The sequence below is a fragment of the Paenibacillus sp. NPDC056722 genome (genome assembly GCF_042790635.1).
Taxonomy (GTDB): domain Bacteria; phylum Bacillota; class Bacilli; order Paenibacillales; family Paenibacillaceae; genus Paenibacillus_AQ; species Paenibacillus_AQ agri.
The window spans coordinates 306,424-331,107 of record NZ_JBHTYV010000006.1 but is presented as its reverse complement, the minus strand read 5'-3'; the positions used below and the strand labels follow the sequence as shown (position 1 = coordinate 331,107).

Annotated in this window: 26 protein-coding genes; 10 read left to right on the top strand and 16 right to left on the bottom strand. The window is 43.4% G+C overall.

Going from position 1 to position 24,684, the window contains the following annotated elements; translation table 11 throughout:
- Window positions 1-77: 77 nt before the first annotated feature.
- Both ACFRAM_RS17760 and ACFRAM_RS17755 read left to right on the top strand, forming a co-directional pair.
- Entirely contained in the window at window positions 78-1,157 is a 1,080-nt protein-coding gene (locus ACFRAM_RS17760) for a C39 family peptidase (RefSeq protein WP_379466984.1), read from the top strand.
- A 43-nt stretch (window positions 1,158-1,200) separates the two neighbouring features.
- Window positions 1,201-1,542: a hypothetical protein gene (locus tag ACFRAM_RS17755; RefSeq protein ID WP_379466983.1), complete on the top strand. Its 342-nt coding sequence runs from the start codon at window positions 1,201-1,203 to the stop codon at window positions 1,540-1,542.
- A 285-nt stretch (window positions 1,543-1,827) separates the two neighbouring features.
- On the opposite strand, the gene ACFRAM_RS17750 is transcribed toward ACFRAM_RS17755, so the two are convergent.
- Window positions 1,828-3,045: a glycosyltransferase gene (locus tag ACFRAM_RS17750; protein ID WP_379466982.1), complete on the bottom strand. Its 1,218-nt coding sequence runs from the start codon at window positions 3,043-3,045 to the stop codon at window positions 1,828-1,830.
- A 206-nt stretch (window positions 3,046-3,251) separates the two neighbouring features.
- On the bottom strand, window positions 3,252-4,193 hold the full coding sequence (locus tag ACFRAM_RS17745) for an alpha-helical endospore appendage domain-containing protein (RefSeq protein ID WP_379466981.1): 942 nt from the start codon (window positions 4,191-4,193) through the stop codon (window positions 3,252-3,254).
- 251 nt (window positions 4,194-4,444) lie between these two features.
- On the opposite strand from ACFRAM_RS17745, the gene ACFRAM_RS17740 reads away from it, so the two are divergent.
- Both ACFRAM_RS17740 and ACFRAM_RS17735 read left to right on the top strand, forming a co-directional pair.
- On the top strand, window positions 4,445-4,615 hold the full coding sequence (locus tag ACFRAM_RS17740; protein ID WP_379466980.1) for an alpha-helical endospore appendage domain-containing protein: 171 nt from the start codon (window positions 4,445-4,447) through the stop codon (window positions 4,613-4,615).
- Between the two features lie 313 nt (window positions 4,616-4,928).
- On the top strand, window positions 4,929-5,282 hold the full coding sequence (locus tag ACFRAM_RS17735; protein ID WP_379466979.1) for an alpha-helical endospore appendage domain-containing protein: 354 nt from the start codon (window positions 4,929-4,931) through the stop codon (window positions 5,280-5,282).
- A gap of 131 nt (window positions 5,283-5,413) precedes the next feature.
- Here ACFRAM_RS17735 and ACFRAM_RS17730 read toward each other — a convergent pair whose 3' ends face one another.
- The 6 genes from ACFRAM_RS17730 to ACFRAM_RS17705 all read right to left on the bottom strand — a co-directional run bounded on the left by ACFRAM_RS17730 (window position 5,414) and on the right by ACFRAM_RS17705 (window position 10,382).
- Window positions 5,414-6,511, bottom strand: coding sequence for a glycosyltransferase (locus ACFRAM_RS17730; protein ID WP_379466978.1), 1,098 nt, complete (start codon window positions 6,509-6,511; stop codon window positions 5,414-5,416).
- A gap of 224 nt (window positions 6,512-6,735) precedes the next feature.
- A complete protein-coding gene (locus ACFRAM_RS17725) occupies window positions 6,736-7,239 on the bottom strand; it encodes a DUF3600 domain-containing protein (RefSeq protein ID WP_379466977.1) in 504 nt (167 codons plus the stop codon).
- Window positions 7,229-7,792, bottom strand: coding sequence for a sigma-70 family RNA polymerase sigma factor (locus ACFRAM_RS17720; RefSeq protein ID WP_379466976.1), 564 nt, complete (start codon window positions 7,790-7,792; stop codon window positions 7,229-7,231). The genes ACFRAM_RS17725 and ACFRAM_RS17720 overlap by 11 nt, the downstream gene beginning before the upstream one ends.
- A gap of 357 nt (window positions 7,793-8,149) precedes the next feature.
- Window positions 8,150-9,361, bottom strand: coding sequence for an MFS transporter (locus ACFRAM_RS17715; protein ID WP_379466975.1), 1,212 nt, complete (start codon window positions 9,359-9,361; stop codon window positions 8,150-8,152).
- A gap of 54 nt (window positions 9,362-9,415) precedes the next feature.
- On the bottom strand, window positions 9,416-9,799 hold the full coding sequence (locus ACFRAM_RS17710) for a VOC family protein (RefSeq protein WP_379466974.1): 384 nt from the start codon (window positions 9,797-9,799) through the stop codon (window positions 9,416-9,418).
- Window positions 9,800-9,926: 127 nt separating this feature from the next.
- Window positions 9,927-10,382, bottom strand: coding sequence for a MarR family winged helix-turn-helix transcriptional regulator (locus tag ACFRAM_RS17705; protein ID WP_379466973.1), 456 nt, complete (start codon window positions 10,380-10,382; stop codon window positions 9,927-9,929).
- Between the two features lie 130 nt (window positions 10,383-10,512).
- On the opposite strand from ACFRAM_RS17705, the gene ACFRAM_RS17700 reads away from it, so the two are divergent.
- A complete protein-coding gene (locus tag ACFRAM_RS17700; protein WP_379466972.1) occupies window positions 10,513-10,989 on the top strand; it encodes a GNAT family N-acetyltransferase in 477 nt (158 codons plus the stop codon).
- Window positions 10,990-11,023: 34 nt separating this feature from the next.
- A complete protein-coding gene (locus ACFRAM_RS17695) occupies window positions 11,024-11,848 on the top strand; it encodes an ATP-grasp domain-containing protein (RefSeq protein ID WP_379466971.1) in 825 nt (274 codons plus the stop codon).
- 110 nt (window positions 11,849-11,958) lie between these two features.
- Here the strand turns inward: ACFRAM_RS17695 and ACFRAM_RS17690 are convergent, their stop codons facing one another.
- The 3 genes from ACFRAM_RS17690 to ACFRAM_RS17680 are packed head-to-tail and all read right to left on the bottom strand — an operon-like array spanning window position 11,959 to window position 13,895.
- Window positions 11,959-12,348: a tautomerase family protein gene (locus ACFRAM_RS17690; RefSeq protein WP_379466970.1), complete on the bottom strand. Its 390-nt coding sequence runs from the start codon at window positions 12,346-12,348 to the stop codon at window positions 11,959-11,961.
- Window positions 12,349-12,368: 20 nt separating this feature from the next.
- The gene (locus tag ACFRAM_RS17685; RefSeq protein WP_379466969.1) at window positions 12,369-13,433 is read right to left on the bottom strand and encodes an NAD(P)H-dependent flavin oxidoreductase; all 1,065 of its coding nucleotides are present in this window, start codon (window positions 13,431-13,433) and stop codon (window positions 12,369-12,371) included.
- Between the two features lie 42 nt (window positions 13,434-13,475).
- Window positions 13,476-13,895: a CoA transferase gene (locus ACFRAM_RS17680; RefSeq protein ID WP_379466968.1), complete on the bottom strand. Its 420-nt coding sequence runs from the start codon at window positions 13,893-13,895 to the stop codon at window positions 13,476-13,478.
- 271 nt (window positions 13,896-14,166) lie between these two features.
- On the opposite strand from ACFRAM_RS17680, the gene ACFRAM_RS17675 reads away from it, so the two are divergent.
- Window positions 14,167-14,979, top strand: a complete 813-nt coding sequence (locus ACFRAM_RS17675) for a class I SAM-dependent methyltransferase (protein ID WP_379466967.1) — start codon at window positions 14,167-14,169, stop codon at window positions 14,977-14,979.
- Between the two features lie 150 nt (window positions 14,980-15,129).
- Here the strand turns inward: ACFRAM_RS17675 and ACFRAM_RS17670 are convergent, their stop codons facing one another.
- On the bottom strand, window positions 15,130-16,872 hold the full coding sequence (locus ACFRAM_RS17670) for a glycoside hydrolase family 2 protein (protein WP_379466966.1): 1,743 nt from the start codon (window positions 16,870-16,872) through the stop codon (window positions 15,130-15,132).
- 165 nt (window positions 16,873-17,037) lie between these two features.
- Between ACFRAM_RS17670 and ACFRAM_RS17665 the strand changes: the two genes are divergently transcribed.
- Entirely contained in the window at window positions 17,038-17,826 is a 789-nt protein-coding gene (locus tag ACFRAM_RS17665) for an AraC family transcriptional regulator (protein WP_379466994.1), read from the top strand.
- A 461-nt stretch (window positions 17,827-18,287) separates the two neighbouring features.
- Here the strand turns inward: ACFRAM_RS17665 and ACFRAM_RS17660 are convergent, their stop codons facing one another.
- On the bottom strand, window positions 18,288-18,926 hold the full coding sequence (locus tag ACFRAM_RS17660) for a sugar O-acetyltransferase (RefSeq protein WP_379466965.1): 639 nt from the start codon (window positions 18,924-18,926) through the stop codon (window positions 18,288-18,290).
- A 155-nt stretch (window positions 18,927-19,081) separates the two neighbouring features.
- The gene (locus tag ACFRAM_RS17655) at window positions 19,082-20,152 is read right to left on the bottom strand and encodes an ROK family transcriptional regulator (protein ID WP_379466964.1); all 1,071 of its coding nucleotides are present in this window, start codon (window positions 20,150-20,152) and stop codon (window positions 19,082-19,084) included.
- A 195-nt stretch (window positions 20,153-20,347) separates the two neighbouring features.
- Here ACFRAM_RS17655 and ACFRAM_RS17650 point away from each other — a divergent pair, with 195 nt between their 5' ends.
- Window positions 20,348-21,166 carry an ROK family protein gene (locus ACFRAM_RS17650; RefSeq protein ID WP_379466963.1) on the top strand — a complete coding sequence of 273 codons (819 nt, stop codon included), beginning with the start codon at window positions 20,348-20,350 and terminating at the stop codon, window positions 21,164-21,166.
- Window positions 21,167-21,270: 104 nt separating this feature from the next.
- The gene (locus tag ACFRAM_RS17645) at window positions 21,271-21,777 is read left to right on the top strand and encodes a GNAT family N-acetyltransferase (RefSeq protein WP_379466962.1); all 507 of its coding nucleotides are present in this window, start codon (window positions 21,271-21,273) and stop codon (window positions 21,775-21,777) included.
- 151 nt (window positions 21,778-21,928) lie between these two features.
- On the opposite strand, the gene ACFRAM_RS17640 is transcribed toward ACFRAM_RS17645, so the two are convergent.
- Together ACFRAM_RS17640 and codB are read right to left on the bottom strand one after the other, a co-directional pair.
- Window positions 21,929-23,197: a cytosine deaminase gene (locus ACFRAM_RS17640; RefSeq protein WP_379466961.1), complete on the bottom strand. Its 1,269-nt coding sequence runs from the start codon at window positions 23,195-23,197 to the stop codon at window positions 21,929-21,931.
- The gene (gene codB / locus ACFRAM_RS17635; RefSeq protein WP_379466960.1) at window positions 23,166-24,452 is read right to left on the bottom strand and encodes a cytosine permease; all 1,287 of its coding nucleotides are present in this window, start codon (window positions 24,450-24,452) and stop codon (window positions 23,166-23,168) included. The genes ACFRAM_RS17640 and codB overlap by 32 nt, the downstream gene beginning before the upstream one ends.
- Window positions 24,453-24,684: the final 232 nt, after the last annotated feature.

Here is a 24,684-nt window from a genome sequence, read left to right as displayed (position 1 = left end):
ATTTAAATATATACTATTATATGGTATTATATTAATGTTTAGATAGTGCACTTAATTTACTTATAGGGAGTGATAGAATGAAATCTTATTTAATGAAATCTTTTCTGTTGGTTGTTTTTTTGATATTAGTTATACCCTCTATATCAGAGGCTAGCAGCGTCGAGCCTGTTGGAAGTACGAAGGTTTCAAGAGAAGAAGCAGACAAGGTAGCTGTGCAGTTCTTGGAGAAACATCAATTTTCAGAACCTTTCACAGCGCTAATATCCGTTGAACCAGCATATGATGTTAACGAAGAATTAATTGCGTATTATTACATATTCAGTGACCAATACGTCCTAGTAGCAGCTAATAAGTCATATTCTCCAGTGCTGGCCGCTGGGGAAGGCAGTCTCGATATTGCAGAGCTGAACAAGGAAGGTAAGTTATATTATCTTGGTGGAATTGAAGCTGTATCAGCTTTGAATGCTGAAGAAGTCATGGAGAAAAACCAGCAAAGTGATCAAAAAACATTTGCTAATTCCAATACCGGTCTTGTCAAGAATCCGGATGCGGATTCCTTGTGGGACGCTTATTTGAATGGTTCATCCTTCTCTATAGGAATCAAGGCATTAACTGAAAAAAAGATAACGATTACGACCTTCGATCAGTACGAGACAGGTGTAAATCATTCTGCATCTGCGTGCGGACCGACAACCATGGCGGCCATCTCTGAGTATTGGAGACAATATCGTGGGTTCAACTTATTGCCGTCCACAATCTACTATGGCTCTAAAGCAGCTACTATAAACCACTTTTACAGCGAACATGGTGGGTTTATCGGTGGGATGAGTGTAGCTGGAGTGAAAATTGGACTTGAGATGCATAACGGAGACTTTTATAGGTCGGCTTCGGCTTCCGTAATCTCAGGGTATAACGCCTACAGAAACGAGATTAATGCTAATCGTCCGGTTGCTGTGAAATTTGATAAGAAGTTCACCTTTTTTGAACCGGATTGGGATTATGCTTACACATATCACTGGACGGTTGGTAAAGGTTATGCCTATGATAGTTTCGACAGTATGATCATTGTAAATGACAATACAGGAACAAAACAGGAGCACTATATTGATTTCCCAACCAATCAGCCAATCCTTTCAATGGTTGCATACTCTATGTAAATCGATCACCTTACAGGTTTGGGAAACAGGATAAGGAGAACAGATGAAGAGATACCGTTTAGGTTATCTAATCCTTTTGATCATTATTATCGGAGCAGTAATAGCAATAATCAACGGGAACTCAGAGCGTCAGAACAAACAGGCAGCAGGAAGTCTCGGAATGGATTATGTACGCAAAAAGTATGTGGAAAATGATCCTTTGAAGGTTAATGCAATTTGCAAGCCATTATTCGGGGGTTCGGGTTATCAGTTAGTGATCAAAAATTCACTAGGAGACTCGTATTATGTCATTGTTGTTCTTGGATCTAAACGTAATCTTGTCACTATGAATGATCTGACGAAAGATGTTCGGGAAGGCAAATCGATATTCCCATGCCGACAATAGAAAAGTACTATATGCACACGCACTAAAAATCCCCTCTGGTCTACAGGAAGAGTTAACGATTACGTTATCTCTTATTGCCCTGTTTACCATGAGGGGATTTTTGGGAAGCGAAAAGGATGTATGATTCTCTTTAAGTTAAAACGGGGCTTGCGAAGTATTAGCCACATGACGCGAACGTTACAGGCTATGAATCCTTGTCCCTCTCCGCACCCCCAAAAGGCTCTGTGTTATTATTTTGAATGGACAGATTGTCATCAATTCACCTCGGGTTCGTTCCGATTAGATCTACAACGATCGAACGCGGGATTGTCCTTTTTTCTCATCATAAGCCATCAATAGATCCTGGAGTCGCTCTAGTGGAAGCTCAATATCTTCTGACATACAGTCTGCCACATCAATATTGAAGTCTATAACGAGACGGTTCAACGCTTCCACCGCGGGAACGTAGTTCTGGTAACTGTCAATAGCACGGATATACGCGCAAGCAGCCTCAACCGTCCGCTCCAGCTTCTCCAGGCATATCCCGCTGTAGTGGTGAGCCATATAGCTTCCCAATCCTTGGCGGACAAAATAATCACTTGGGGTATTTCCGCATTCCAGGCAATAATTAAACGCCTGTAATGCTTCCTCGAATCGGGACTGCTTCACATAGTTCAGACCGATATAATAATGCAAATCCGTGAAGTCCGGATACATTCTCGCCGCAAGCTCAAGACTGCGTTCATTCTGGGGAAAAGAAGTCTGGTCCAATACTGCTGCATACTTCAGCTTGTAAATGACTGCTGGGGGAGTTGTTTTTTGATCCAGGAAGAGCTGAATGATCTTGTTTGTCCATTTGACCACCTGCTTATAATCACGAATCCGGAGATACTCGCAGGCCAGCTCATACAAGTTCCATGGACTATGGGACTGAACGGCAGTCATTTCTTGTTCTACACGCTTGATTTTGCGCACGGTTGCCGTTTGTTCCACCTGCGATTCCGCATGAATCTTGAACGACCGCATGTGTATCCTTTGGCCCTGTCCATCTCTTGAAGTTGTGCAGTCAATATCTATGAACACGACCTCATCTTTGCCGAAAAAATGGAAACCAGCCTGCCGCCTAAATAATCGAGGATGACCATAATCGACCACGCGCACACGCCCTTCTACCGTCTTCTGGAACTCTACCACATGATGCAGGATTAGATCCGCACCTGCAATATAGAGAAGGTCCCGGTAGCGGGGGAGCGCTGATTCCTTCAGATATTCATTCGGATTCAACCATAAGATCCAATCTCCGGTTGCTTGCTCCAAGGCTAGATTGAGTGCATCCGCTGGATGCATGCTTTGGCGACAATCCACAACCGTAGCTCCGTAATCCTGGCATAATTGGTTAACCGGCATGGAAGTTCCCATATCCGCTACGATGATTTCATCCACTAGTGAATGTATACTCTGTAGGCATCGCTCAAGCCTATTGTTCTTGTGATCCACTGCTATGCACAAAGTTAATGTCATCATCTGCCTCACCTCGCTTGCGAACCCATCTGGACGACAGGGAATGTCCCGTTATGAATCTATTCTAAACGTATGCGCCACCTCGTGGATTCATTCCTGCGTCATTACATAGAAAAGAACCATTTCCGCAGAAATGGTTTAATGCAGTGTTGCTGATCTTCAAGGTTATATGGCAGTGTTCTAGACCAATCCGTTGTCCGCTATTCTTACTATAGATAGATGCCCTGCTGTATTGGCGGCAAAGGCGCTCTGTATTCCCCGCTGCGTATCGGGCGATTGGAGATCTGGATCGTATCTCCGGCAAAGAGTAAGCCGATCCTGCTTGAAGCAAGAATACCTGAAGCGGCATGCCCACCGGTCCCGCTAAAAGGGGCTCCATTGATCAGCAGACTAAACAACGTAGGAATGGGCTGACACGATGACAGTGTGATCACCCAGTCAATGTAATATAACCCGGATGTGACCACAGTGATCGTGTTCGTTCCATTAAAATTTAAACCATACAGATCTGAAGGCGCTGGCAATACTAGATTCACGAGACCTAATGGAGGTACACACTGTGTATCGATTGCCAGATTAGCGTAACTCTGCGAAGTAGGTCCGCCGCCGGAGCCTGTAGGCCCCGTCACACCCGTTGCTCCGGTTACACCAGTGGCACCAGTGGCTCCTGTAGCTCCCGTCGTACCAGTAACTCCTGTATCGCCTGTCGCACCTGTAACTCCACTGCCAGCCCCCGTAGGTCCCGTTGCGCCTGTGGTTCCCGTTGCTCCAGTCGGTCCAGTGGCCCCAGTAGCTCCGCTCCCAGGACCTGTGGGGCCTGTAGCCCCGGTTGGCCCTGTCACCCCCGATTCGGGACCTAGGAATACTTTTAGAGAGTCCATCTTATTCTGTAATACCCATTCGGTCTTTACAACTTCCTTCAGGGTCTCTCTGACATTCTGGTTAATCTGGATAATCTCCGGAAAGGTGGCTGGTGTAGTAGACCCGCCAGGAAGCGTACCTAATGCGAATTGTATTTTCTCTGCTTCTGCATTAATGATATGACTTAGACCAAGCTCCTGCATGGCGATAGAGGACAAAATCAGATTAATGACTTCATCCCTCGTCAAAGTAATCTGAGGTGTAATATTAGGAATATTCGCCTGCGACATACGGCTGCACACCATCCTCTTACTCATAATAACGTTCAGATGCTACTTACCATCTATGCTATTCCTGTAACCGAGGTTCCCCCAGCTTGTTCTAAATCCATCGGAACTGAAGGAGTACAACCAGCCTAAGTTTTGTTTGTAGAATTTCCGACTGGCAATGGGAATAGAACAAATTTTCTATTTCATACATTGATTCTAGTTGAAGCGGAATTTTCGTATCGGATAAGTAGTACTTAGGTGGTTATAGATAGATGTCGCAACCATCCATACCGAATATAACCCTCACCATTTCCGTTACCAAGAAAGAAATGATATCTCTACTGCTCAGTTCCATCGCTATGAGGGAGCTGGCAATATCCCATATTCTCAATGCGGAAGCGGAGAAGATGCAAGCCTTTGCCCATCATGCCCGGCATAACTGAAATATTCGAACGAAGGATTTTCTGAGGTTTACTACCTCTGTCTCCAAGCTGCTGGAAGTTATCAATATGGAGCAGTGGCTGGGGCTCAATAAGATAGACCGTATTATCTGTCTAATAGATGATCATTACGAAGAGAAAGAGAGCTGTGATAAGGGCGGAGTGGATTGAGTGGGGAGTTCTACGGGCTGGAAGATTACTGCGAGGCATATATCACCCCGTCGTTTTGCAAGGAGGTGATTGAATGAGGTAAGCAAACCCATACTATTCATACCACCTAGAAAGAAAAAAATACTTAACTTAGGGAGAGATGTTTGTGTCATTGCCATCCGTACCGAATATAACGCCAACGATTAGTGTGACAAGTCAAGATGCTTATAATCTGCTGCTCATATCCATCGCCTTGGAGGAGATCGGTTTAAGTCATATCGTGAACGCGGAGGCGGAGAAAATTCAATATGCGCTGGGAACGCTACCGGGACTGACTCCAAAAGCAACCTTACATGAAATCCTTCAAGTCAACAAAGACGTACGTGCAACCCTTGGCGAGGTGGTTTTACAAGAACTGATCCTGCATAAGAAGCTGGGTTCCATCTTTGACAATTTACATTCTTCCATCACCCCACCATGCCCTCCGGAAAGTACGGTAACCTATCCACCATATCGCTGAGAGTTTCAAATTATTAAGCAAAGAGCTCACTTCGGGGAAATAACCGGAGTGAGCTCTTCTATACATTGTAGGGTGATTTTATTAAAGATAACTAGCGACTAGGGTAGTTTTGTAGACGCTTGTTCAAGTGCCTATTCATTGGCGCGCAATTTATTGTATCTTACTTGTGCTTCCAGATAATTGGGAGACAATCTTAGTGCTTCCAGATAAGCCCCTCTTGCCTCAACGATCTTCCCCAGTTTCTCATAACATTCCCCGAGATAGTAATACGCCTGAAAGGAACCAGTTCCCTTCATCGTTAAGTATCGCAGATTGTCATCCCCGAGCGTAATACAGTAGCGAAACGCTTCTGCTGCTTCTTGTACAATGTTCCGATGCAATAGGGCGATGCCTTTTAAATAGTGAAGATCTACATAGTCGGGATAAATGCCCAGTGCTTTATCAATAGCTGCAACAACGTTATCCAGGCTCCCAAGTGCAATTAACGAGGAATATTTCAATTTGTACAGCATGGCGGGCGGCAGTATGCTATTTTCCAGAAAGAGTCGGATAGACTGGTTCACATGCTGAAAGGCTTCCGGGAAATTCTCCAATCGGTAATGCTCACTAGCCAAATGGTATTCTATCCAGGGGTCAGGGGCGGGTTCGCTGGACGCTTTTTTCAGTAGGGTCAGGTTGCGTTCGGATTTTGCTTTTGCTGTTACTTCCGAATCCAAATACCCATAGTGGTATACTTTAACATCCAGCATCTTCATTTGCTCCTGATTTCCTAGAATCTCCCGGTTATTTAGCTGTTCATGAATGGAACCGTTGAAGCGGATGCCAATTCCATTACGGAACAAGCGATGATGTGCCAGGCGATAGATTTTATCTGGATCTGGCGGGGACTCGCCATAGTAATTAATCAGTTCAACAAATACAAGATTCTGGTCATCCATCTCCAGCACGCTTCGCAGACGAGGAGCATCTACGCTATCCACTTCCTCGTCGGCATCGAGCCATACAATCCAGTCCCCTGAAGCTCGTTCAATGCCATAATTTCGGGCGTCGGCAAAGTGATTTGTCCAAGGGAAAGAATAGACGGTAGCCCCCACAGATTCAGCGATTTCTACTGTCCGATCCGTTGAACCTGTATCCACGATAATCATCTCATCGACAACGTGCCTCACACTTTCCAGGCAGCGACCGATCCATTTCTCTTCATTCTTCACAATCATACATAACGACAATGTTTTCTTTTCTATGTGATAGCCCCCTCTAGTTTAGGTACAATGCATGCCTAGAGTCCGATCCGTTTGATTCGATTCGGATCAAATGCTTCTCATAACAACTTATTGGCGGTAATTATTAAATATGCTCTATTACTAATGCAAAGTTTTTTGACATTTGAACCTAAGCTCCCTGGACGAGAAAAAAAGGACCCACTCCACATTGGACGGGTCCCTGCATTTTATTACGGCTTGGCGGTTCCGTTAATCTTCTCGAAGTACGGGGTCAGCTTGGAAGCGAGCTGCTCAAACTGCTGCTGCTCTTCTTCAGTCAACTTCTCCTCATGTTTGACCCCATTTTCATTGGTGATCTGCAGCTTTAATTGCATTAACTGCTTGGTTAGCGCCATATACTCCTTGAATTCGTCTTCCGTGAGCTTCTCTTTTGCTGCCTGAAGCATGCCTTCAATCTCTTGATAATCTTCCTGTGTACCACCGTGCTGTTCAATGGTCGTGGAAGAACCGAAAATATCATCGGCCAGATAGGAAGCAGCAAATACGGCAGACGGAATCAGGACTGCTACTGCGACAATGCCTGCCAGCATGCGTTTTTTCATGGGAGTTCTACCTCTCTTTTCGTTTACATAGTGTTGATAGGATTGTTGGACACGTCCATACAAATTGGGTGGGCATTGCATCGAATCTGCCGCCTGGCGAAGTTCTTCACGCAATTCCTTATCAATGGACATACGCGTCTCCTCCCGCCATTTCGAATCGTTTCCGTAGTTCTTTCAGTGCGAGATGATGCCTGGATTTCACTGTGCCAACGGGGATCTGCAGCATGTCTGCGATTTCTTCCAGAGCATAATCGTGAAAATATCGCAGGATGACGACCACACGTAGTTTGTAAGACAGCTGGCGGACAAGCCCGAACAGATCATGCTGCATTTCGGACTGCAGGACAGCTTTATCCGTCCTGTCGAAATATTCACAAGTCATTTGGCGGTTTCGTTCAAAGAGACGAATTCGCCGCCAAGCCTTTCTTCTCCAATCCTGGACAAGACGGATAGTGATTCCGTGCAACCAAAACCGGAACGGCCGATTGGGATCGTACTTATGAAACGAACGCCACATGCTGATGTAAACTTCATTAACGATATCCTCAATGTCCTGTTTGTTGTAGACGAGAAAAGCAACCGTGCGATAGACGTCTTGGTGAGTCGCCTGATAGACAAGTTGAAAAGCCGACTCGTCGCCAAATGCCGCTTTTTCAAGCCACGGAAGTAACTCTTTATCATTCATGGGGGCCCCTCCTGAACATGTTACAACTCTTAATTCGCTCCCGCGGGTAAAAAGGTTCAGTCAGTTGAATAAACTTTTTACTATACTCACCATTTTAGGGAATTTTTCATTTCTATCACCAATTTTTACATACATTTGCCCCTGATGTCACGAGCGCTGGTACTATCTTCTGAGGGTGGAATACTTCGTAAACATCACAAAGTGATCTGGAAACAAGGACAGACACAGTAACGACAGCCAGCAGTTCTACACACTAGCAATACAAAAAAATCCGATTGCCCTACAGGGTGCAATCGGATTTTTGTGTAATAAATTATTGTTCAACCGCCAATTGCAGGAAATGATCTGCAGAGGTTCTTACCCACTAACTTTCCCGGGTTTGCTTAGCAAACGATTTACAGTCTCTACACTAAGTAGCATGAGAACTAATAGGATAAGTACCACGGGCGGGAACAAGTCCGTACTCGTTTTTGCTGCAAGGAGTCCGAATAAAGGGGGTAGAAGCGTAGTACCACTATAAGCGACGGCCATCTGGTAGCCCATCAATTTTGCTGAATGCTCTTTCCCAAACCGAGCAGGTGTTTCATGCAGAAGTCCTGGATAGATTGGTGCGAGTCCGAGTCCGATAAGAATGAACCCCAACATGGAAAATGACGCGGAGAATGGGAGCAACAAGATGATTCCCCCTGCAATGGTTACGAGTTGACCGTAACGGATTAACAGTCGATTGTGTACTTTTAAAGTGATAAAACCGGTGATCAACCTTCCTATGGTAATGCCTCCGTAGTACAAAGAAATCCATCCGGCAGCCATTTCTGCTGTAACATTTTTTGTCCCCACGAGGTAACTTGCTCCCCATAGCCCAACAGTCGTTTCTACTCCACAATACATGAGAAATGCAAGCAGTGAGGGTTTAACTCCCCTTAATTGAAGCACCTTTGTTGGGAGAGCGGATTCTGCCTTTTCTTCACGATGTATGTCTTGAACTGTGTGCTTTGAATTCTCTAAATCCCGGATTGCAGCCACACGCTTCCATAAAGGTAAAGTTACAAAAAGAATTATGACCAGAATGGCTTGGATAATGGCTACTGCAGCATAACCGCCTCTCCATGAATGCTGACCCGCCATATAAGTGGCCATGATGATCGGCCCCATGGTTGCTCCTACACCCCAGAAGCAGTGTAGCCAGTTCATGTGGTGAGCCTTGTAGTTCTCAGCAACATAGTGATTTAAAGCTGCATCTACCGCCCCCGCCCCAAGACCAAGTGGAATGGCCAAAAAGATAAACCAAAACATTGATGGAGCCATAGAAAATCCAAGTAATGAGACTGCGGTAAGGAGGCAACTGAATAAAGTAATTTTTCCAGTGCCTAGACGTTGAATCATTCTTCCGCTTGCCAAACTGGAAACGATTGTTCCTCCAGCAATAATCATGGATATTAGTCCTGCCGAGCCCAGAGAAGAACCGATTTCCGGCCATATGACGGGCCATGCTGAGCCAAGCAGAGAATCAGGAAGACCGAGACTAACAAAAGCAAGGTAGATCACAATTAAAAACCAGGTTGCCATAGATAAATCCTCTCCTAATACAATAACTTTGTTGTGATCTGTGATCTCACGAATTTATTCAGTAATTTCAATTTGATTATTTTCAGGTCCCAAAATACAACTTTCGTAATAACCATCACCCGTTGTGCGTGGTCCACTTAAGATAGAATAACCAGCCTCATTTAGCTGTTTTGTCAAAATATCCACTTTTTCTTTGCTTCCTACACTAAACGCCAAATGGGTGAATCCAGTACGGAGCAACTCCTTGGTCTCATCAGCCATGTTCGGTTTACTCATTATCTCTAGTCTCGTTCCATGATCGAATGTAAGAAAATACGTTTTCAATCCTGTTTTGGAGTTGTAGTATAGCTCATTTGATTTGGCGTTAAAGAATTTGATGAAAAATTGTTTACAAGACTCCAAATCATTCACATACATGGCGATGTGATCTATTCTCATTCCATTCGCTCCTCATTACTGCAATTTTTAAAATACTCCAACATAATAAAGATACTTTATAAAGTAATTATCATTATAAATGCTAAACAGAAAAATTCAAGTTCTTTTCGCTCTCCCCTCGCACAGATCACCATTCACTACCTTTCGTAATTCGTTGATTATTGTCTAATTTTTCTTTTATCTTCATCATCGAATTAAGAATTTCATTAACCTCGCTATCACTTAGTCCATTAAACAATTCATTTATTTGTTCATCTGACTGAATATGAATTTTACCCAGTATTTCCTCTCCTTTTTGTGTTAACATGAGAAAGTTTTTTCTACTGTCTCTTTGTGAGCTTTTTTTCTCTATTAATCCTTCCTTCTCTAATTTACGTAAAATTCTACTCATATAGCTTCGATCAATACTAAGCTCTTGCACGAGATTATTGGCAATACACTCCGTCCGTTCACTTATTTCTAATAATATTCGTGCTTCCGTTAATGAATAATTTGTATCTAAAATATGATTATTAAATAAACCGAGTACCTTTGTATAAAATCGATTAAATTCTCTGATTTCATAAACTATTTTTTTATCCATTATGTTCTCCTTTAGTTGACTCAGTCCACATTTAGCATTACTATAACTATATCTTTTAAATGTGGACTGAGTCAACTTTTGTAATCTAGTTACGCATATTGTATTAACATCTAATTGAAGGAGATAATATATGAAGATTCGAGACATAAAGAATGCAGACAATGCAAAAATCAAAAAAATAATACAAGACTCCTTAAAATCGCTTGGCTTAGCGATTCCTGGAACAGCTTACTTTGACCCTCAACTTAATGATCTTCATCACTATTATAACCATATTAAACATGCAAACTACTGGGTAGTAGAAATGGAAAACGAAGTTGTTGGTGGTATTGGAATAGCACCGTTCAACGAGCATGAACAAGTGTGCGAATTGCAAAAGCTTTACTTAACCCCCAAAGCTCAAGGTTTAGGACTAGCAAAAAAACTCCTGGAAACTGCTTTGCTATTTGCCTCCGAACATTACACAAAGTGTTATTTAGAAACACAGCATGAATTAGAAGCTGCATGCAAATTATATGAGAAATTTGGATTTACACTTTTACCAGAACCTCTGTCAGGCTCAGAGCATTCTGCTATGAACGCGTGGTATATAAAAGCTTTGAAATAATCAAATTTATCTATAGAAAGCAGGTTATGTTGTAATGAAGACCCTTCTATTTGTAACAGACTTATATTATGAAGCAAAAGGCAGAAACTATTATGAAGAGGATTTATTTCTTACCTCTAAGCTTAGAGAAGCCTTTAATTTGGTCATCTGTCATCCTGAAGATATCGAAGCGTTTGAAGATATAGCTGATTTAATTGTTTTCCGAAATGCAGGTCCTGTCTCAAATTTCAAGGACAAATACGAAGCATTTCGTAAGCGGATTGTTTCTAAGCGTCTAAAGACATATAATGCCTTTAATGGGAAAGCTGATGTGAACGGAAAAGAGTATTTGATTGAACTAACAAATGCCCATTTTCCTATTATTCCAACAATTGATACCCTTGATTCTCTTCATAAACTTCCCGATGTAGACATGTATATTGTAAAGCCAAAAGATGGAGCAGACTCGATCGGTATGGAATTTGTTACAAAAGATGATCTAAATAAAAAAGTTGATGCAAAATCAAAAAATACTTTGATCCAACCATTTATCAATTTTGAATATGAAGTCTCATTTTATTATATCGACAAAGAATTTCAATACGCCCTATATGCACCCGATAAAGATAAGAGATGGGAACTAAAAAACTACGTAGCAACGGAAGAAGATTTAGCTTTTGCTAAACGTTTCATTGAGTGGAATAATATTGACTGGGGAATTCAACGTGTTGATGCCTGCCGCACCAAACAAGGGGAGCTTTTATTAGTCGAATTGGAAGATTTAAATCCGTATCTTTCCTTATTAGAGTTATCTGAAGACACACGTCAACGTTTTGTTGAATTCATGAAAAAATCATTAGAAAAATCTCTTCAGGATTAACATTTGTCTGAATTAGGACCATGAAGAGCTTGTTTATTAAGGCCAAAAAGGGCTGCCACCAGCTGGTGCAGTCCTTTTTTTAATAATCAGAGAGATAGTTTACTTTCACCTCATAGCTTACCGGTTAAAAATTGTGCCTCGCCTAGACCAAAACTCCAATCAGCACCTGTATTTTCGACGATATTTACCATCAAATCGCTTGGAGCGATCCCACACTCCACTTCTAAGCGTTTGGATAGTAAGGAATAGAATTGTTGTTTTTTCTCATTTGGCCGGGCCTTGCTGACAACGGATAGAACAACTACATTATTGGTACGGTTAAATCCTAACCCCGTATCTTCAATAATCATATGCTCTGCGGGGTGTTCGTGAACAATTTGATAACGATCCCGCTCGGGAACATCGAATACCTCTACGACCGCAGTATGAACAACATCTAAAAGCTTTTTCAGAGTTACTTTATCGCGCCCTTCAATTAGATCAAAACGAAGTAAAGGCATATCGGTTCTCTCCTTCTTTATTAGAAACTCTTGTGTATGCTAATTGCTTGCTCGATGGTTTGCTTAACGATTGTCTCTGCAGATTGTTCGCTTACTAACCTAAGACCTTGCCCTGCCCACAGAGACATATACTCAGGGTCGTTTGCTTTTGCAGCTGCCTGGCGAATCTCCCGCGTTAATGCGTTTTGTAAGGGATAGGCAGGGATTGATCTGGAATACTGCCCCATGTCACTCATGAATTTTGTGCGAATACCTCTTGCTGCTTTTCCCGAGTATGCACATGTTATTTCAGTGGAGTCCTCATTGGATGAGAGGAGCTTCTGTTTGTACGCTTCATGGGCACCACTCTCCGGAGACGCCAGAAAGGCAGTACCCATCTGTACAGCACCAGCCCCTAATGCGAGACTTGCAAGGAGTCCCCTTCCATCCATGATGCCACCTGATGCGATGACCGGAATCGACACGTGATCAACAATCTGTGGAACAAGAGCCATGGTGCCGATCAGAGACCCGGAAACATTTTTTAAAAATGTGCCTCGGTGACCTCCTGCCTCATACCCCTGTGCCACAATTGCGTTTACTCCAGCCATGTCTAATTGTCTGGCTTCTTCAACAGTTGTTGCAGTCCCTATTACGACAGTACCTTGCTGCTTCATAGCTTGAATGACGTCTTGTGCTGGTATGCCAAAAGTAAAACTAAACACCGGAACCTTCTCTTCACGCAATACTTGCACTTGCTCCTCAAAGTGTTCCTGAGATTCAAATGACGGTGGATTTTGAGCGATTCCATATCTGATATGGTATTTACTAAGATGATCCATCATTTGAACGACTGCTTCTTCACTTTCTTCCGGTTGCTCAGGTACAAACAAATTGACTCCAAAAGGCTTATCTGTGAGCTCTCTGATCTTGTGGATGGTACTTCGGAGCTGCTCCGGTGTTAAGTATCCCGCTCCTAGATTGCCCAAGCCTCCGGCATTTGAAACAGCTGCTACCAAGTCAGGAGTTGTGGGACCCCCTGCCATCGGCGCTTGGAATATTGGATACCGAATGTTAAGCGTACGTGTTAATTCAGTTTCAAACACCGATGAACGCCCCCTGTTAAATGAATATGAAGAAATTTTTCTTTACCGCAGCAACCATTCCGCTTTATCGCTACCAAGCGCCGGTGTAGTTCTAGACCACTCAGGCGGGGTTTCGCTCATTCGAATCACGGGTCCTAAGCTTTTCAAATCCCCGTAGGAGGTATTATTGTCATATACAGCATACGATTCAAACTCCGCTTGCGACAAGTGTCCTGGAGCAGGTTTAAATTGTTCCAATAATCCTTGTCTCTGAATGAGCATAGCTGATTGACACAATGACACCTGTACCCGGTAGGAGCCCCCTTCTTTAGCTCGACGCGCTAATGCCACCATAGCACCGAATGTACCAAGGAATCCAGTAAGAAAATCGCACAGATACACGGGTGTTAACTTAGGTTGAGCAGTCTCTAGTGCATTCCCTTGCGTATAGCTGACACCAGTCACGGCTTGTTCATTTACCATAAAGATATCGCTAAAACATGTGCATTCAGTGAATTTATTAACGTATTAGGTCTTGTGGATGCAAAAAAGATTGTCAGTTCTAGCTGCCTACGTGAAAGACCAAATAGACGTTGAATGGATAATTTTAGGTGGACTTGTTCATCGGTAAATGGTACATTATTTTGGGAACAATAGCACGGGTGTTCGTGTTCGAAATGTGTTGTTGAGGTCACGCGCAAGTCGGAATATATGTTTTGTCTCATAATTATTAATATTTGGGAGGATATCGGGCATGGCAAAGAACTCTGCATATCGAACAAACATTATAGGTGCTGGCGAGGTTGGTAGCGCCGTCACGGTTGAGATGGATAAGAATTCTATTCATAAAACAAATAGCATCTTTTGGGACACACAAGGAAATGACGTCATAGGAGCAACCGCACTCCCTTTCTATGGAGCATTTGTCTCAGAAGAGAAACTCCAGCTTTTTGGCGATGTTTCAGGGAAAACAATGCTGGAGATTGGCTGTGGAAGCGGTCATTCCTTGCAATATCTGGGGGAACGCGGAGCCTCTGAATTATGGGGTACAGATATCTCAGAACGACAAATCGAAAAAGCAGCGCAACATTTAGCGGCATCCGGTCTTTCAGCAAAATTTATCTGTTCTCCCATGGAAGAAGAATGTGGCATACCCGTGGATTATTTTGACTTTGTTTATTCTGTTTATGCTATAGGCTGGACCACCGACCTTGAGGGTACTTTTAGCCGGATTGCTTCTTATCTAAAAAAAGACGGTGTGTTTATTTTCAGCTGGTCTCACCCTATACATAAATGTGTTGCTGCAGAAAATGATATGCTTGCTTTTAAAAAATGCTATTTCGATGAATCTTGGTATTCGGTAGCTCTTGGTGAGGGTGAAATAACCTTATCGGACCGCAAACTATCAACCTATGTGAACGCGCTCTCAAAAGCGGGATTTGTTATAGAGGAAATGGTCGAGGAATCTGATGAAGATCTTTTGCAATCACATGACGAGAACAGTGATTTTGCCAAAAAAGCAAAAATGCTCCCGGTAACTTTTGTGATCAAAGCAAGAAAACGATAATATCCGAGAGTTCAATCATGAGATACGGAGAATGTATTCCGATTGCCCTGTGCGTAAATAGAGCAATCGCCCTAAGGGCGACTGCTCTACTGATTTTTATTTATCTAACATCTATTTCTTGAGTAATATTATTTGTCCAACTTCCATACACTACCTCAAATTAATCTCCCGGATCTTTTCTAGCGCTACTTTCGGTTTACGGTCTTCGGTCAGCAGGCCGTTTACTTCATCCTGCACGTCCGTAATCTGAGTATAACAGTAGCCGGAAATAAACGGAATGGCTTTAATCGCTCCGGTTATGCTGCCAAACCGCTCCAGGAAAGCTTCCTCGTTATCCACTTGATTGCCGTAACCCCAGCCCTGTTCGCTCTTGAAAGCAATTCCTCCAAACTCGCTGATGATAATCGGCTGGCCTTTATAACTGTAGCCTTGGGCGAACGCAAACTTCCACTCGTTGTACGTACCGCTATTACCGGTGATAGAGTCTTTATCCTTGTAAGTTTCGTACAAATCTTCACCCCGCTCCACGTAATCATGAAGGGTCAAAATATCAGAAACGGTGTGCTCCCATCCGTCATTGGTGATGACCGGACGATAAGGATCGATAGATTTGGTTAGATGATAAATGCCTTCCGTAAATTTTTGCTGCCGGACATCATGAATAATATTCTGAATGCCCCACGATTCGTTAAATGGCACCCAAGTGATAATGCAAGGATGATTGTACTGCTGCTGCACGACCTCTAACCATTCCTTAGTAAAACGCTCCACGGCCTCATCGTTATATTCATAAGCGGCTGCCATTTCGGACCAAACCAGCATACCTTTGACATCGCACCAGTATAGGAACCGGGCGTCTTCAATTTTCATATGCTTACGCAGACCATTGTAGCCCATCTCGGCGATCGCCTCGATATCTTCAATCAGCGCCTCTTCGGACGGAGGCGTCAGATGACTTTCGGTCCAGTAGCCCTGATCCAGAATCAATCTTTGGTAAAGGGGAATATTGTTCAGCAGGATTTGGCCGCCCTTGATCGAGATTTTGCGCATACCGAAATAAGAGCCCACCCGGTCGATCTCCCGTTCTCCTTCGTAAAGCACAAACTCCACGTCAAACAGATTCGGATTGCCCGGTGACCACAGGTTTTGCAGCCAAGGCCCGTTAATGCCGTTCATCATGCTGGTTTCCACTGTTAGCCAGTCTCTGTCCACCGAAAGGCTCAGCTTTCTTACCGTTTCCCCCTTAAATGTAATTTCCGTCTCCAGCCGGAGATCCTTTTTGTCTTTCGTACCCTGCATGCGAAAATCAAACCGGATCATTTGACGATCAATGTCCGGCGTCATTTTCACCATATCCAGGCGGGTTTCATGAACATGTTCGAGCCAGACGCTTTTCCAAATGCCTGTCGTTTGCACATAGAATGAGTCATGATTCCGGCCGGCCCAGCGCTGCTTGCCCCGGGGTTGCAGACAGCTGTCACTGTCTTCAACCTTCAGCACAATCTCATTTTCACCGCCTTGCCCCAGCAGATCGGTAATATCAAAGGAAAACCGGGCGTAGGCCCCTTCATGTTCCCCCGCAAAACTGCCGTTAACCCAGCAGGTAGCTTTATAATCCACACCTTCAAAATGCAATATCGTCCGTTTCCCTTCCGCCTCAGGAGATAGCGTCAGTTGTCTGCGGTACCAGATCTGCGGATGGAATTTCTCCTCGCCGATCCCGCTCGCCCCTGTTTCATAGGTAAACGGAACGTTTATTTTTTGTGAGTCCGGAAAATGGTCCATCCAACGTTCTGCAACGCCGGCTTTGTTATCATCGAAGCTAAAATCCCACTCCCCGTTCAGATCCAGCCATAGGCTCCGTACAAATTGGGGTCGCGGGTAGTTTTTCATATAAAATTTCGTAGCTGCTGCGGTCACTTTAGCATCTATCCTCTCTCTTATCACTGAAGTATTATCTGTATGCCTTTCACAGATTACTATCTTGTTCAAAGAAAGAAAATGATTTATCCTATCTAAAGACTGATCTATTATCTTATTAAGGGGCGAAATCCATTGATGCTTTTAAAGAGGTGCGGATATAATGTAATCCATCCAGAGGGCTTTACCGTCGACCGCCCGGTCGGATCAGGGGATTACGTCTTTGTCTTCTTCCGGAGCAGAATGGAACTGAGGATTCAATCACAGGTTATGTTTGCTGAACCCAATACCTTTATTATTTTCAACAAAAACAGCCCGTATTTCTACCGTGATGCCGAACAACCTCTGGTCCATGACTGGTTCCATTTTGAAATGGAGGAAGCGGAGTCCTTTTTCGCTCGGCTGAACCTCCCTCTGGATACCTTAATCAAAGCACACGACCCCTTTTATATTTCCAGAAAAGTGAATGAGATTCATTGGGAGAATCTGCAGAACGGAACCTTCCGCAATGAAATCATCGATTATACCATTCGCTCTCTGTTCATGAAGCTTAGCGATATTCGGAATCATGTGGAGCCTCACAATCAAATTAGTAAATACTATGATTCGTTCCTGAATTTGAGAAATGAAGTGTTCAGTTCTCCTTCTGTTTGGTATACCGTCGAATTTTTGGCAGATAAGATGAATATGAGCCGGTCTTATTTTCAGCATATGTACAAGCAAATCTTCGGCATATCGGTAATTAATGACATCATTCTTAACAGGCTAGGACATGCCTCCTATTTACTGAAGAACACATCGTATACAATTAGCCATATTTCCGGCATTTGCGGTTATGAGAACGATGTACACTTTATGCGGCAATTCAAAAAGTTCGTAGGTCTAACCCCGAGTGAATTCAGAGGAAGGTCTGATGTTGGTCATTAATACTACGTAGAATAAATACTTGGAAAAATAGTTGCCTGAGACAGTAAACCAGTAACGGTTACCGCGATGAGTATAATCATTAGAGCACGAAGCAAACCAACAGACTCCCCTATGAGTCCTATTAAAGGTGGCCCGGCGAGTGAGGCGAGATAACCGAGTGTCGATACTACACTCACTCTTGCAGCTACACCACGTGGAGCGTCTCCAGCTGCAGACATGCCTACCGGAAATCCACATGCCGCGCCTATTCCCCAAAACACAACTCCAACAATGGCAAAGTGATAGCTTTGGCCAAATATTACAATGAGTAGTTATACGGAATATCGTCATAGCTGCTACAAATAGACTGTAAGCTATAGAGCCTAGGGCTGGTGTAACATTATACCCGTCCACCATAATTAGCGGGATCCAGTCGTTTGCCGAACCTTCAGCAAAAGCCATTCCTGGAACGATTACAGCTTCTATTCAAGAATATGACAATCCCCCAATATTTCCGGCTTATAGCGCATGCTATCTGCATCGGTAATTGAACGAATGACCTTACACGGAACACCTGCAGCAAACGAGTTTTCTGGAATATCACGTGTTACAACGCTCCCTGCACCAATCACGCAGCCGTCACCGATCGTTACACCTCCACAAACCGTTACATTAGCAGAGAGCCATACATTGTTGCCGATCGTTACGGGCTTTGCGTAGCATAAGGATTTGATATCTCCATGTTGATCAATCATCTGTTGACGCTCTGCGGCAATAAAAGGGTGACTCGGGGTAACAATGGTTACATTAGGACCAAACATTGTGTGATTCCCGATGGTAACCTTGGCATCATCCTGCACAGTAAGGTTATAATTGGCGAAGAAATGATCGCCGATCTCGGTATGGGCTCCATAATGAAAAAAAATCGGACCTTGCATAAAGCAATGCTCTCCCTTATTAGCAAGCAATTGCTGAAGGATGTCTTCACGTTCTTCAGTCTGCTCCTCAAAAGTACTGCTATATTGTTGGCTAAGGTTGTGGGCGCGCCGTTTGATCTTTTTAAGTTCAGGGTGACCCGGACTAAATAATAGACCTCGAAAAATTCTCTCTTCTTCTAACATCTTTACAACTCCTTAGTTAATGTTCTTTATAAAGTAAATACATAATGTTCGATCTCCACCATTTTGTCAATAATGAAATATAAAAAACCTCGGAAAAATAATCCGAGGCTTAACTGCTCATTAGATTCGGCGATAAAACATAAATTGCAATGTGGTCAATTCTCATATTGGGCTCCTTCGTTATTGTCAGGAATGGTTGTTTCCGACACAATGAGATTTAGACCGAGACTCTGTAAGCCGTATAAATAATCCTGTATCCAGTCACTTACAATCAATTCAGGCAGATGCTCTTCCGGAACGTATTCGGCACTCTTAGTGCGAATTTGTAGAAGCATAGAACGATCTATTTCATCTGCATTAAAAATAATGGCATTCGGATTGAGCATCACTGCAAACGTCGCTACCATTCGGCTAATGGCATCTACAGTTTTTTGCTTATCAGCGGTGGCATGATCACTTGTTCCGCTGTCCCTTTTCTCCAAAGCTTCTCCGAAATTCAAATGATCATATAGGGGGGTGAACTGAATTTCACCAGAAAAAAAGGAACTCCCCCGGATAACCTCACCGTTCACTACAATACCTGCTCCTGGACCATTTTGACCAAGATACAAGTACACTATTGTTACTTTGTTCGATAGGTTATTCTTACGAGTATACCCAAGAACTGCTGCATTCATATCATTCTCCACAATAACTGGAATAGCAAATTGCTGTTCAAAATCATGCTTCAAATCAACTGTACGAAACTGTTCGTAATTAGGTATATAAATGATTTCTCCGTTTTTTACAGAGCCAGGCACACCAACAGCAATTGAACCAAGCTTAGGATGCTTCTTAATTAAATTCTCAATAGTTTTAGCGGCGTTTGTAACATCTGCAGATAAGAGACTTGCCATTGTACCTTGTTCTTTCAATTGCCCGAGGCAATTATATACTGCGTAGTTTGTCGCATTTTTCTCCAGAAAAATAGCTAGTCCCAGCTTATAATCCGGATTATACTGATATCTCATAGCCCTTCTTCCACCGCTTGAGCGATCCACTCCAGCTGGAAAAACCTCGCCATCTTCCTCCATCAGCTTTAAAAATTTACTGACAGTTGGAAAACTAAGTCCTAACGATTCACTAATTTCAGCTTTAGTCGCATTTTCAATATGCAGAAGATGAGTACGGATACGTTGAAGAATGGCCTTTTTCATATCCTTAGCATTTGTAAGTAACTCATTCAATGATAACCCCACCTCATCAGTTGACTTATTAAATAGATTTAAAATACCCAAGAAAGTGTAGCAAAGTTCATGCGTTTTCTCAACTATTCTATTAATATTGGTGTTGTAATAATAATTTGATTCTGGTATGATTCTCCCCAGTTATTAAACACGTTTAATAAGTTGATGCGATTTATTAGGAGGCCTTAGTACGATATGCATGTATCTAACACCTACCCTTTGAATAACTACACAAATTATCAATTCATAGATGACGATACTTCATCATTTATCGTTTGTATTTTTATAAAAAATAGGTCCAATAAGGTCTCTTTTACCTATGCGGTTACTGATTTGACTAAACAACATACCCATACATATCACCTTGAGTTATGGCAAATAAACCTTGATACTATCGTAGATATTATTAAAGTATTGCAGGAAGCATATATCTCATTAAAAGGAATAGGGATTGGACTATGCGGTTCAGTTCATGAGGGAATTATTAAAAACTGTGAATTTCAATCCTTGATTCATGTTCCTTTAGAGTCTATCCTTCAGGAAAAGTTTAATACAAAAGTACTCGTTGAAAATGAAATGAATTTGATAGCATACGGCGTTTATCTTGAGCAAAATGATTTGGGTGACGCTACTATTGTTGTTGTTTCATTTGATAAAAATAAATATCCTAGATCTGGACTTGTGGAAAATGGAAGCCCGCATGTAGCTTCTAAAGAAGTGTTCAGTGAGTCCTACTTTCTTCCTTCAGGTTTTTCAAATAACCGAATTCACGAACGATCCACTGCAGTCATTCAAGCATCAGACGCGGTAATAAGCATGGTACCAAAACTACAACCGAAAAAAGTGGTTGTCACGGGTGATTTGCTCTGTAAAGCCGATGTTAAAGACATAATAATGAATTGCTCAAACAACATCCCGCAGCTGATGATACCTGAAGTGATCTTTAGGGAGAATCTAGATCAAAGTTACAAGATCGGCTTAATGGAACGAACAATGGAATTGATCGAATTGTAGGTCCGCCTGCAGCCGCTTGATTAAGCTAGTGGAAAGATTAATCCCAATATGTGGTATTATGAGTTAAACTATAACTTTGATACTATGACTGGAGGTTGGGATGGTTGTTAATTGAGTTACGCCCAGCTAACGAAGATGATGGTGAAGATATTTATGAAATGATTGTCGAGTTAGGACCCGGAGAAAACGGCTATATTAATTCTGGATTTGATATCCCCTATGTAGACTTTCCTAAATTCTTAAAAGGAAAGGTTGATATGTCCGAAGGTACAAATCTCCCTCCTCACTATGTCCCCCAAACAACATACTGGCTATTGGTTAATTCAAGACCTGTCGGGATTGGTAAGCTTCGCCATTATCTAAATGATGATTTAAGAAGATCAGGAGGACACATCGGCTATACCATTAGACCAAGCGAGAGAAGCAAGGGATATGGGTACATCATTCTTAATGAATTGATTAAGGCAGCAAAACAGAAGAAAATTAGAGAATTGCTCTTAACCTGTAATGAAGTAAACCTATCATCAAGAAAGGTTATTGAAGCAAACTCTGGGCGACTTCAGTATTTAGAAAATGGGAAGTGTACTTACCTTATTTCAGTGGAAATGTAAAAGGACTTACAGCACCCCACCGGAAATCAAAAATCCCCCATGTTTACAGGAAGAGTTCAAGATCACGTGATCTCTTGTTGTCCTGTTCACTATGAGGGGATTTTTGGGTTAATACGCAGGCTCTGCTTGTTGCATCGCATGCTTTATTCGATTATTTATTGAAAGTGACCTTCTCCAAACCGCCTTCAAGAATGATCGACGTTTCCCGCGGTTTCGTTTCTGCGATTTTGCGGCCGCCTTTGAAGGAATAAAGTATTCCTGCTTGTTTGCGAATAGCCTCATATTCGTTCTCTGCTTCAAGAACGATGAAGTTGGCAGGCTTACCTTCTTCAATGCCGTACACATCTTCGATCTGTAACGTTCTTGCGCTATTTTTCGTAATGAGATCGATAGAGTTCACGATTTGATCGTAACCGAGCAATTGCGAAGCGTGGATGCCCATGTGCAGCACCTGAAGCATGTTGCCCGTGCCTAGCGGATACCATGGATCGAAGATATCGTCATGACCGAAGCACACGTTCAAACCTGCTTCCTGCAATTCTTTGACACGGGTTAGTCCCCGTCTTTTCGGATATGTATCGAAACGTCCTTGCAGATGGATGTTGACCAGTGGATTGGAGACGAAATTGAGGTCAGCCATCTTCAGCAATCTGAACAATTTGTACGTGTATGCGTCATTGTAGGAGCCCATCGCCGTAGTGTGGCTTGCTGTCGTACGGGAGCCCAATCCGCGTTCGTAGGCTTCCTTGGCGACTACTTCTACGAAACGGGATTGTTCATCATCGATTTCATCGCAATGGATATCGATGAGACGGTCATATTTTTCAGCGAGATCAAATGCCACCTTCATGGAATCTACGCCGTATTCCCGCGTGAATTCGAAGTGCGGAATACCGCCGACCACATCAACGCCCATTTTTAGTGCCTCTTCCAGTAGTTCCGCGCCGTTCGGATAAGAGTGAATGCCCTCCTGCGGGAAAGCGACAAGCTGAATATTGACGAATGGTGCCATCTCTTCTTTCACTTCAAGCAGCGCTTTGACTGCGGTCAGACTTGGATCTGTAACATCCACATGTGTCCGCACATGCTGGATGCCCTGCGCTATTTGCCATTTCAGCGCTGTTTTGGAACGTGTTTTAACATCTTCATGCGTCAGGAATGCCTTACGCTGCGACCAACGTTGGATGCCTTCGAACAGCGTTCCGCTCAAATTCCATTCCGGCTCGCCCGCCGTCAGCGTGGTATCCAAGTGAATATGAGGTTCAATGAACGGTGGCAGTACAAGAGAGCCGTTTACATCAATTACTTCCTCATTTGCAGTTGCTTCAAGCGTCTGCGTAATTTGTTCGAACTTTCCGTCCTTCACGACGATATTCCATAGACCTTCTTTACCCCGCAATTTCGCGTTCTGTATAATCATTTATTTTCCCCATTTCTTTGTTTTGTGTAGATTCTTTCGCAGGAATGATCAGCATCAATACGATGTAGGCGACCGCCGTACCGATCAGTGCGTTCAATGGCGTTACTCCAGGAGCCAGCTGGGCAAATGCAACACCGATAGCCCAAGCCACCATCGCTATCCAGTTTACATTCTTGAAAGTCATTTCGGCAAACGGTTTATAGTTTCTACGCTTCACGAAGAAGTAATCCGCGATGATGATAGCTCCGATAGACGGCACCGCCGCGCCCAGTACATTCAAGAAACCGACGAAGTTATTGTACATCCACATCGCGAATACGGTACCCACGATGCCGTTTACGATAACGAAGAACTTTTTCGAAATTTTAGTGATGTTGGCAAAACCCAATCCGGAAGCGTAAAGAGCATTATCGTTGGTCGTCCAGATATTCAGCCCCAGAACGATGATCGCAGGAATGAGTAAACCTTGCAGGAACATGACCTCCGAGATTTCTGCCAGGTTATACGCCATTGCGCCGACTGCACCGAACAGGAACATGAGTGAATTCCCCAGGAAGAAGGCAATAACCGTTGCGGTAACCGCCTGCTTGGACGTCCGGGAAAACCGGGCAAAATCTGGTGTCAGCGTGCCGCCGCTAATGAATGACCCGATACAAATGGTTAACGCCGCTGCTGCAGTGAGACTTTGTGTCGGTGTGTAATCGAACAGCCCTTGCAGACCACCAAGCGTGTCTGCGCCTTGGAACATGGAGTAACCGCCGAGAATCGCAATGGCCGGAACCGCAATGTAACCCAGAATGACGAGCGACTTCATGCCGAAGATGGCAGATGCTGTCATTGCGATACCAAACAGGAAGATCAACAGGTACACGTTCCAACCCATCGCTTTGGCGACCGGAATCGCGAACATGGCCACGCCGACACCAAACCATCCGACCTGAGTGAAGCCGAGTAGGAACGAAGGCAGGTACGACCCCTTTTGACCGAACGCATATTTTGCTAGCAAATGTGTGGACAGGCCCGTTTTGGCGGCAATATGCGCCAGCGCCCCCGTATAGATGCCGAGCACCAAATTACCCGCAAGCACGATGCCAATGAACTCCATGAACGTCAAGCTGACTCCGAGCGTCCCCCCTGCCAGCATGCTTGCCGAGAAGAAAGTGAACCCTAGCATCACGGATAATGTCTTCCAAAAATGGTTTCTTTGCGTTTTCGGCACTGCTTGCCAGGAAAACTCTTGATCTTGTTTGCTCATCAGAATACCTCCAAAGTTAAAGTGTTCTGATACCAAAAAAAGCAGAAAAAAGAGGCTACTCGTCAAGTCTCAAACTGACAAGTAGCCTCTTTTTTACATCATAACCCGCGCGAAGACACAGAGCAGCCCCTGACGGAATATGCCCTGATTCACGCGTGATTATAAAAATCCGCTGCCCTTGCCAGCCTCTCTGGACTGAATTAAAGGTACCAGTATTCAATTAGACTCTATT

Bases quoted from the DNA above. Each gene is read 5' to 3' on its own strand.
- ACFRAM_RS17725 (WP_379466977.1), bottom strand. From the start codon at position 7,239: ATGTCCATTGATAAGGAATTGCGTGAAGAACTTCGCCAGGCGGCAGAT.
- ACFRAM_RS17650 (WP_379466963.1), top strand. From the start codon at position 20,348: ATGCATGTATCTAACACCTACCCTTTGAATAACTACACAAATTATCAA.
- ACFRAM_RS17665 (WP_379466994.1), top strand. From the start codon at position 17,038: ATGCTTTTAAAGAGGTGCGGATATAATGTAATCCATCCAGAGGGCTTT.
- ACFRAM_RS17760 (WP_379466984.1), top strand. From the start codon at position 78: ATGAAATCTTATTTAATGAAATCTTTTCTGTTGGTTGTTTTTTTGATA.
- ACFRAM_RS17670 (WP_379466966.1), bottom strand. From the start codon at position 16,872: ATGAAAAACTACCCGCGACCCCAATTTGTACGGAGCCTATGGCTGGAT.
- ACFRAM_RS17715 (WP_379466975.1), bottom strand. From the start codon at position 9,361: ATGGCAACCTGGTTTTTAATTGTGATCTACCTTGCTTTTGTTAGTCTC.
- ACFRAM_RS17755 (WP_379466983.1), top strand. From the start codon at position 1,201: ATGAAGAGATACCGTTTAGGTTATCTAATCCTTTTGATCATTATTATC.
- ACFRAM_RS17680 (WP_379466968.1), bottom strand. From the start codon at position 13,895: ATGGTAAATGAACAAGCCGTGACTGGTGTCAGCTATACGCAAGGGAAT.
- ACFRAM_RS17690 (WP_379466970.1), bottom strand. From the start codon at position 12,348: ATGCCTTTACTTCGTTTTGATCTAATTGAAGGGCGCGATAAAGTAACT.
- ACFRAM_RS17710 (WP_379466974.1), bottom strand. From the start codon at position 9,799: ATGAGAATAGATCACATCGCCATGTATGTGAATGATTTGGAGTCTTGT.
- ACFRAM_RS17720 (WP_379466976.1), bottom strand. From the start codon at position 7,792: ATGAATGATAAAGAGTTACTTCCGTGGCTTGAAAAAGCGGCATTTGGC.
- ACFRAM_RS17700 (WP_379466972.1), top strand. From the start codon at position 10,513: ATGAAGATTCGAGACATAAAGAATGCAGACAATGCAAAAATCAAAAAA.
- ACFRAM_RS17660 (WP_379466965.1), bottom strand. From the start codon at position 18,926: ATGTTAGAAGAAGAGAGAATTTTTCGAGGTCTATTATTTAGTCCGGGT.
- ACFRAM_RS17695 (WP_379466971.1), top strand. From the start codon at position 11,024: ATGAAGACCCTTCTATTTGTAACAGACTTATATTATGAAGCAAAAGGC.
- ACFRAM_RS17675 (WP_379466967.1), top strand. From the start codon at position 14,167: ATGGCAAAGAACTCTGCATATCGAACAAACATTATAGGTGCTGGCGAG.
- ACFRAM_RS17705 (WP_379466973.1), bottom strand. From the start codon at position 10,382: ATGGATAAAAAAATAGTTTATGAAATCAGAGAATTTAATCGATTTTAT.
- ACFRAM_RS17740 (WP_379466980.1), top strand. From the start codon at position 4,445: ATGTCGCAACCATCCATACCGAATATAACCCTCACCATTTCCGTTACC.
- codB (WP_379466960.1), bottom strand. From the start codon at position 24,452: ATGAGCAAACAAGATCAAGAGTTTTCCTGGCAAGCAGTGCCGAAAACG.
- ACFRAM_RS17750 (WP_379466982.1), bottom strand. From the start codon at position 3,045: ATGATGACATTAACTTTGTGCATAGCAGTGGATCACAAGAACAATAGG.
- ACFRAM_RS17745 (WP_379466981.1), bottom strand. From the start codon at position 4,193: ATGTCGCAGGCGAATATTCCTAATATTACACCTCAGATTACTTTGACG.
- ACFRAM_RS17640 (WP_379466961.1), bottom strand. From the start codon at position 23,197: ATGATTATACAGAACGCGAAATTGCGGGGTAAAGAAGGTCTATGGAAT.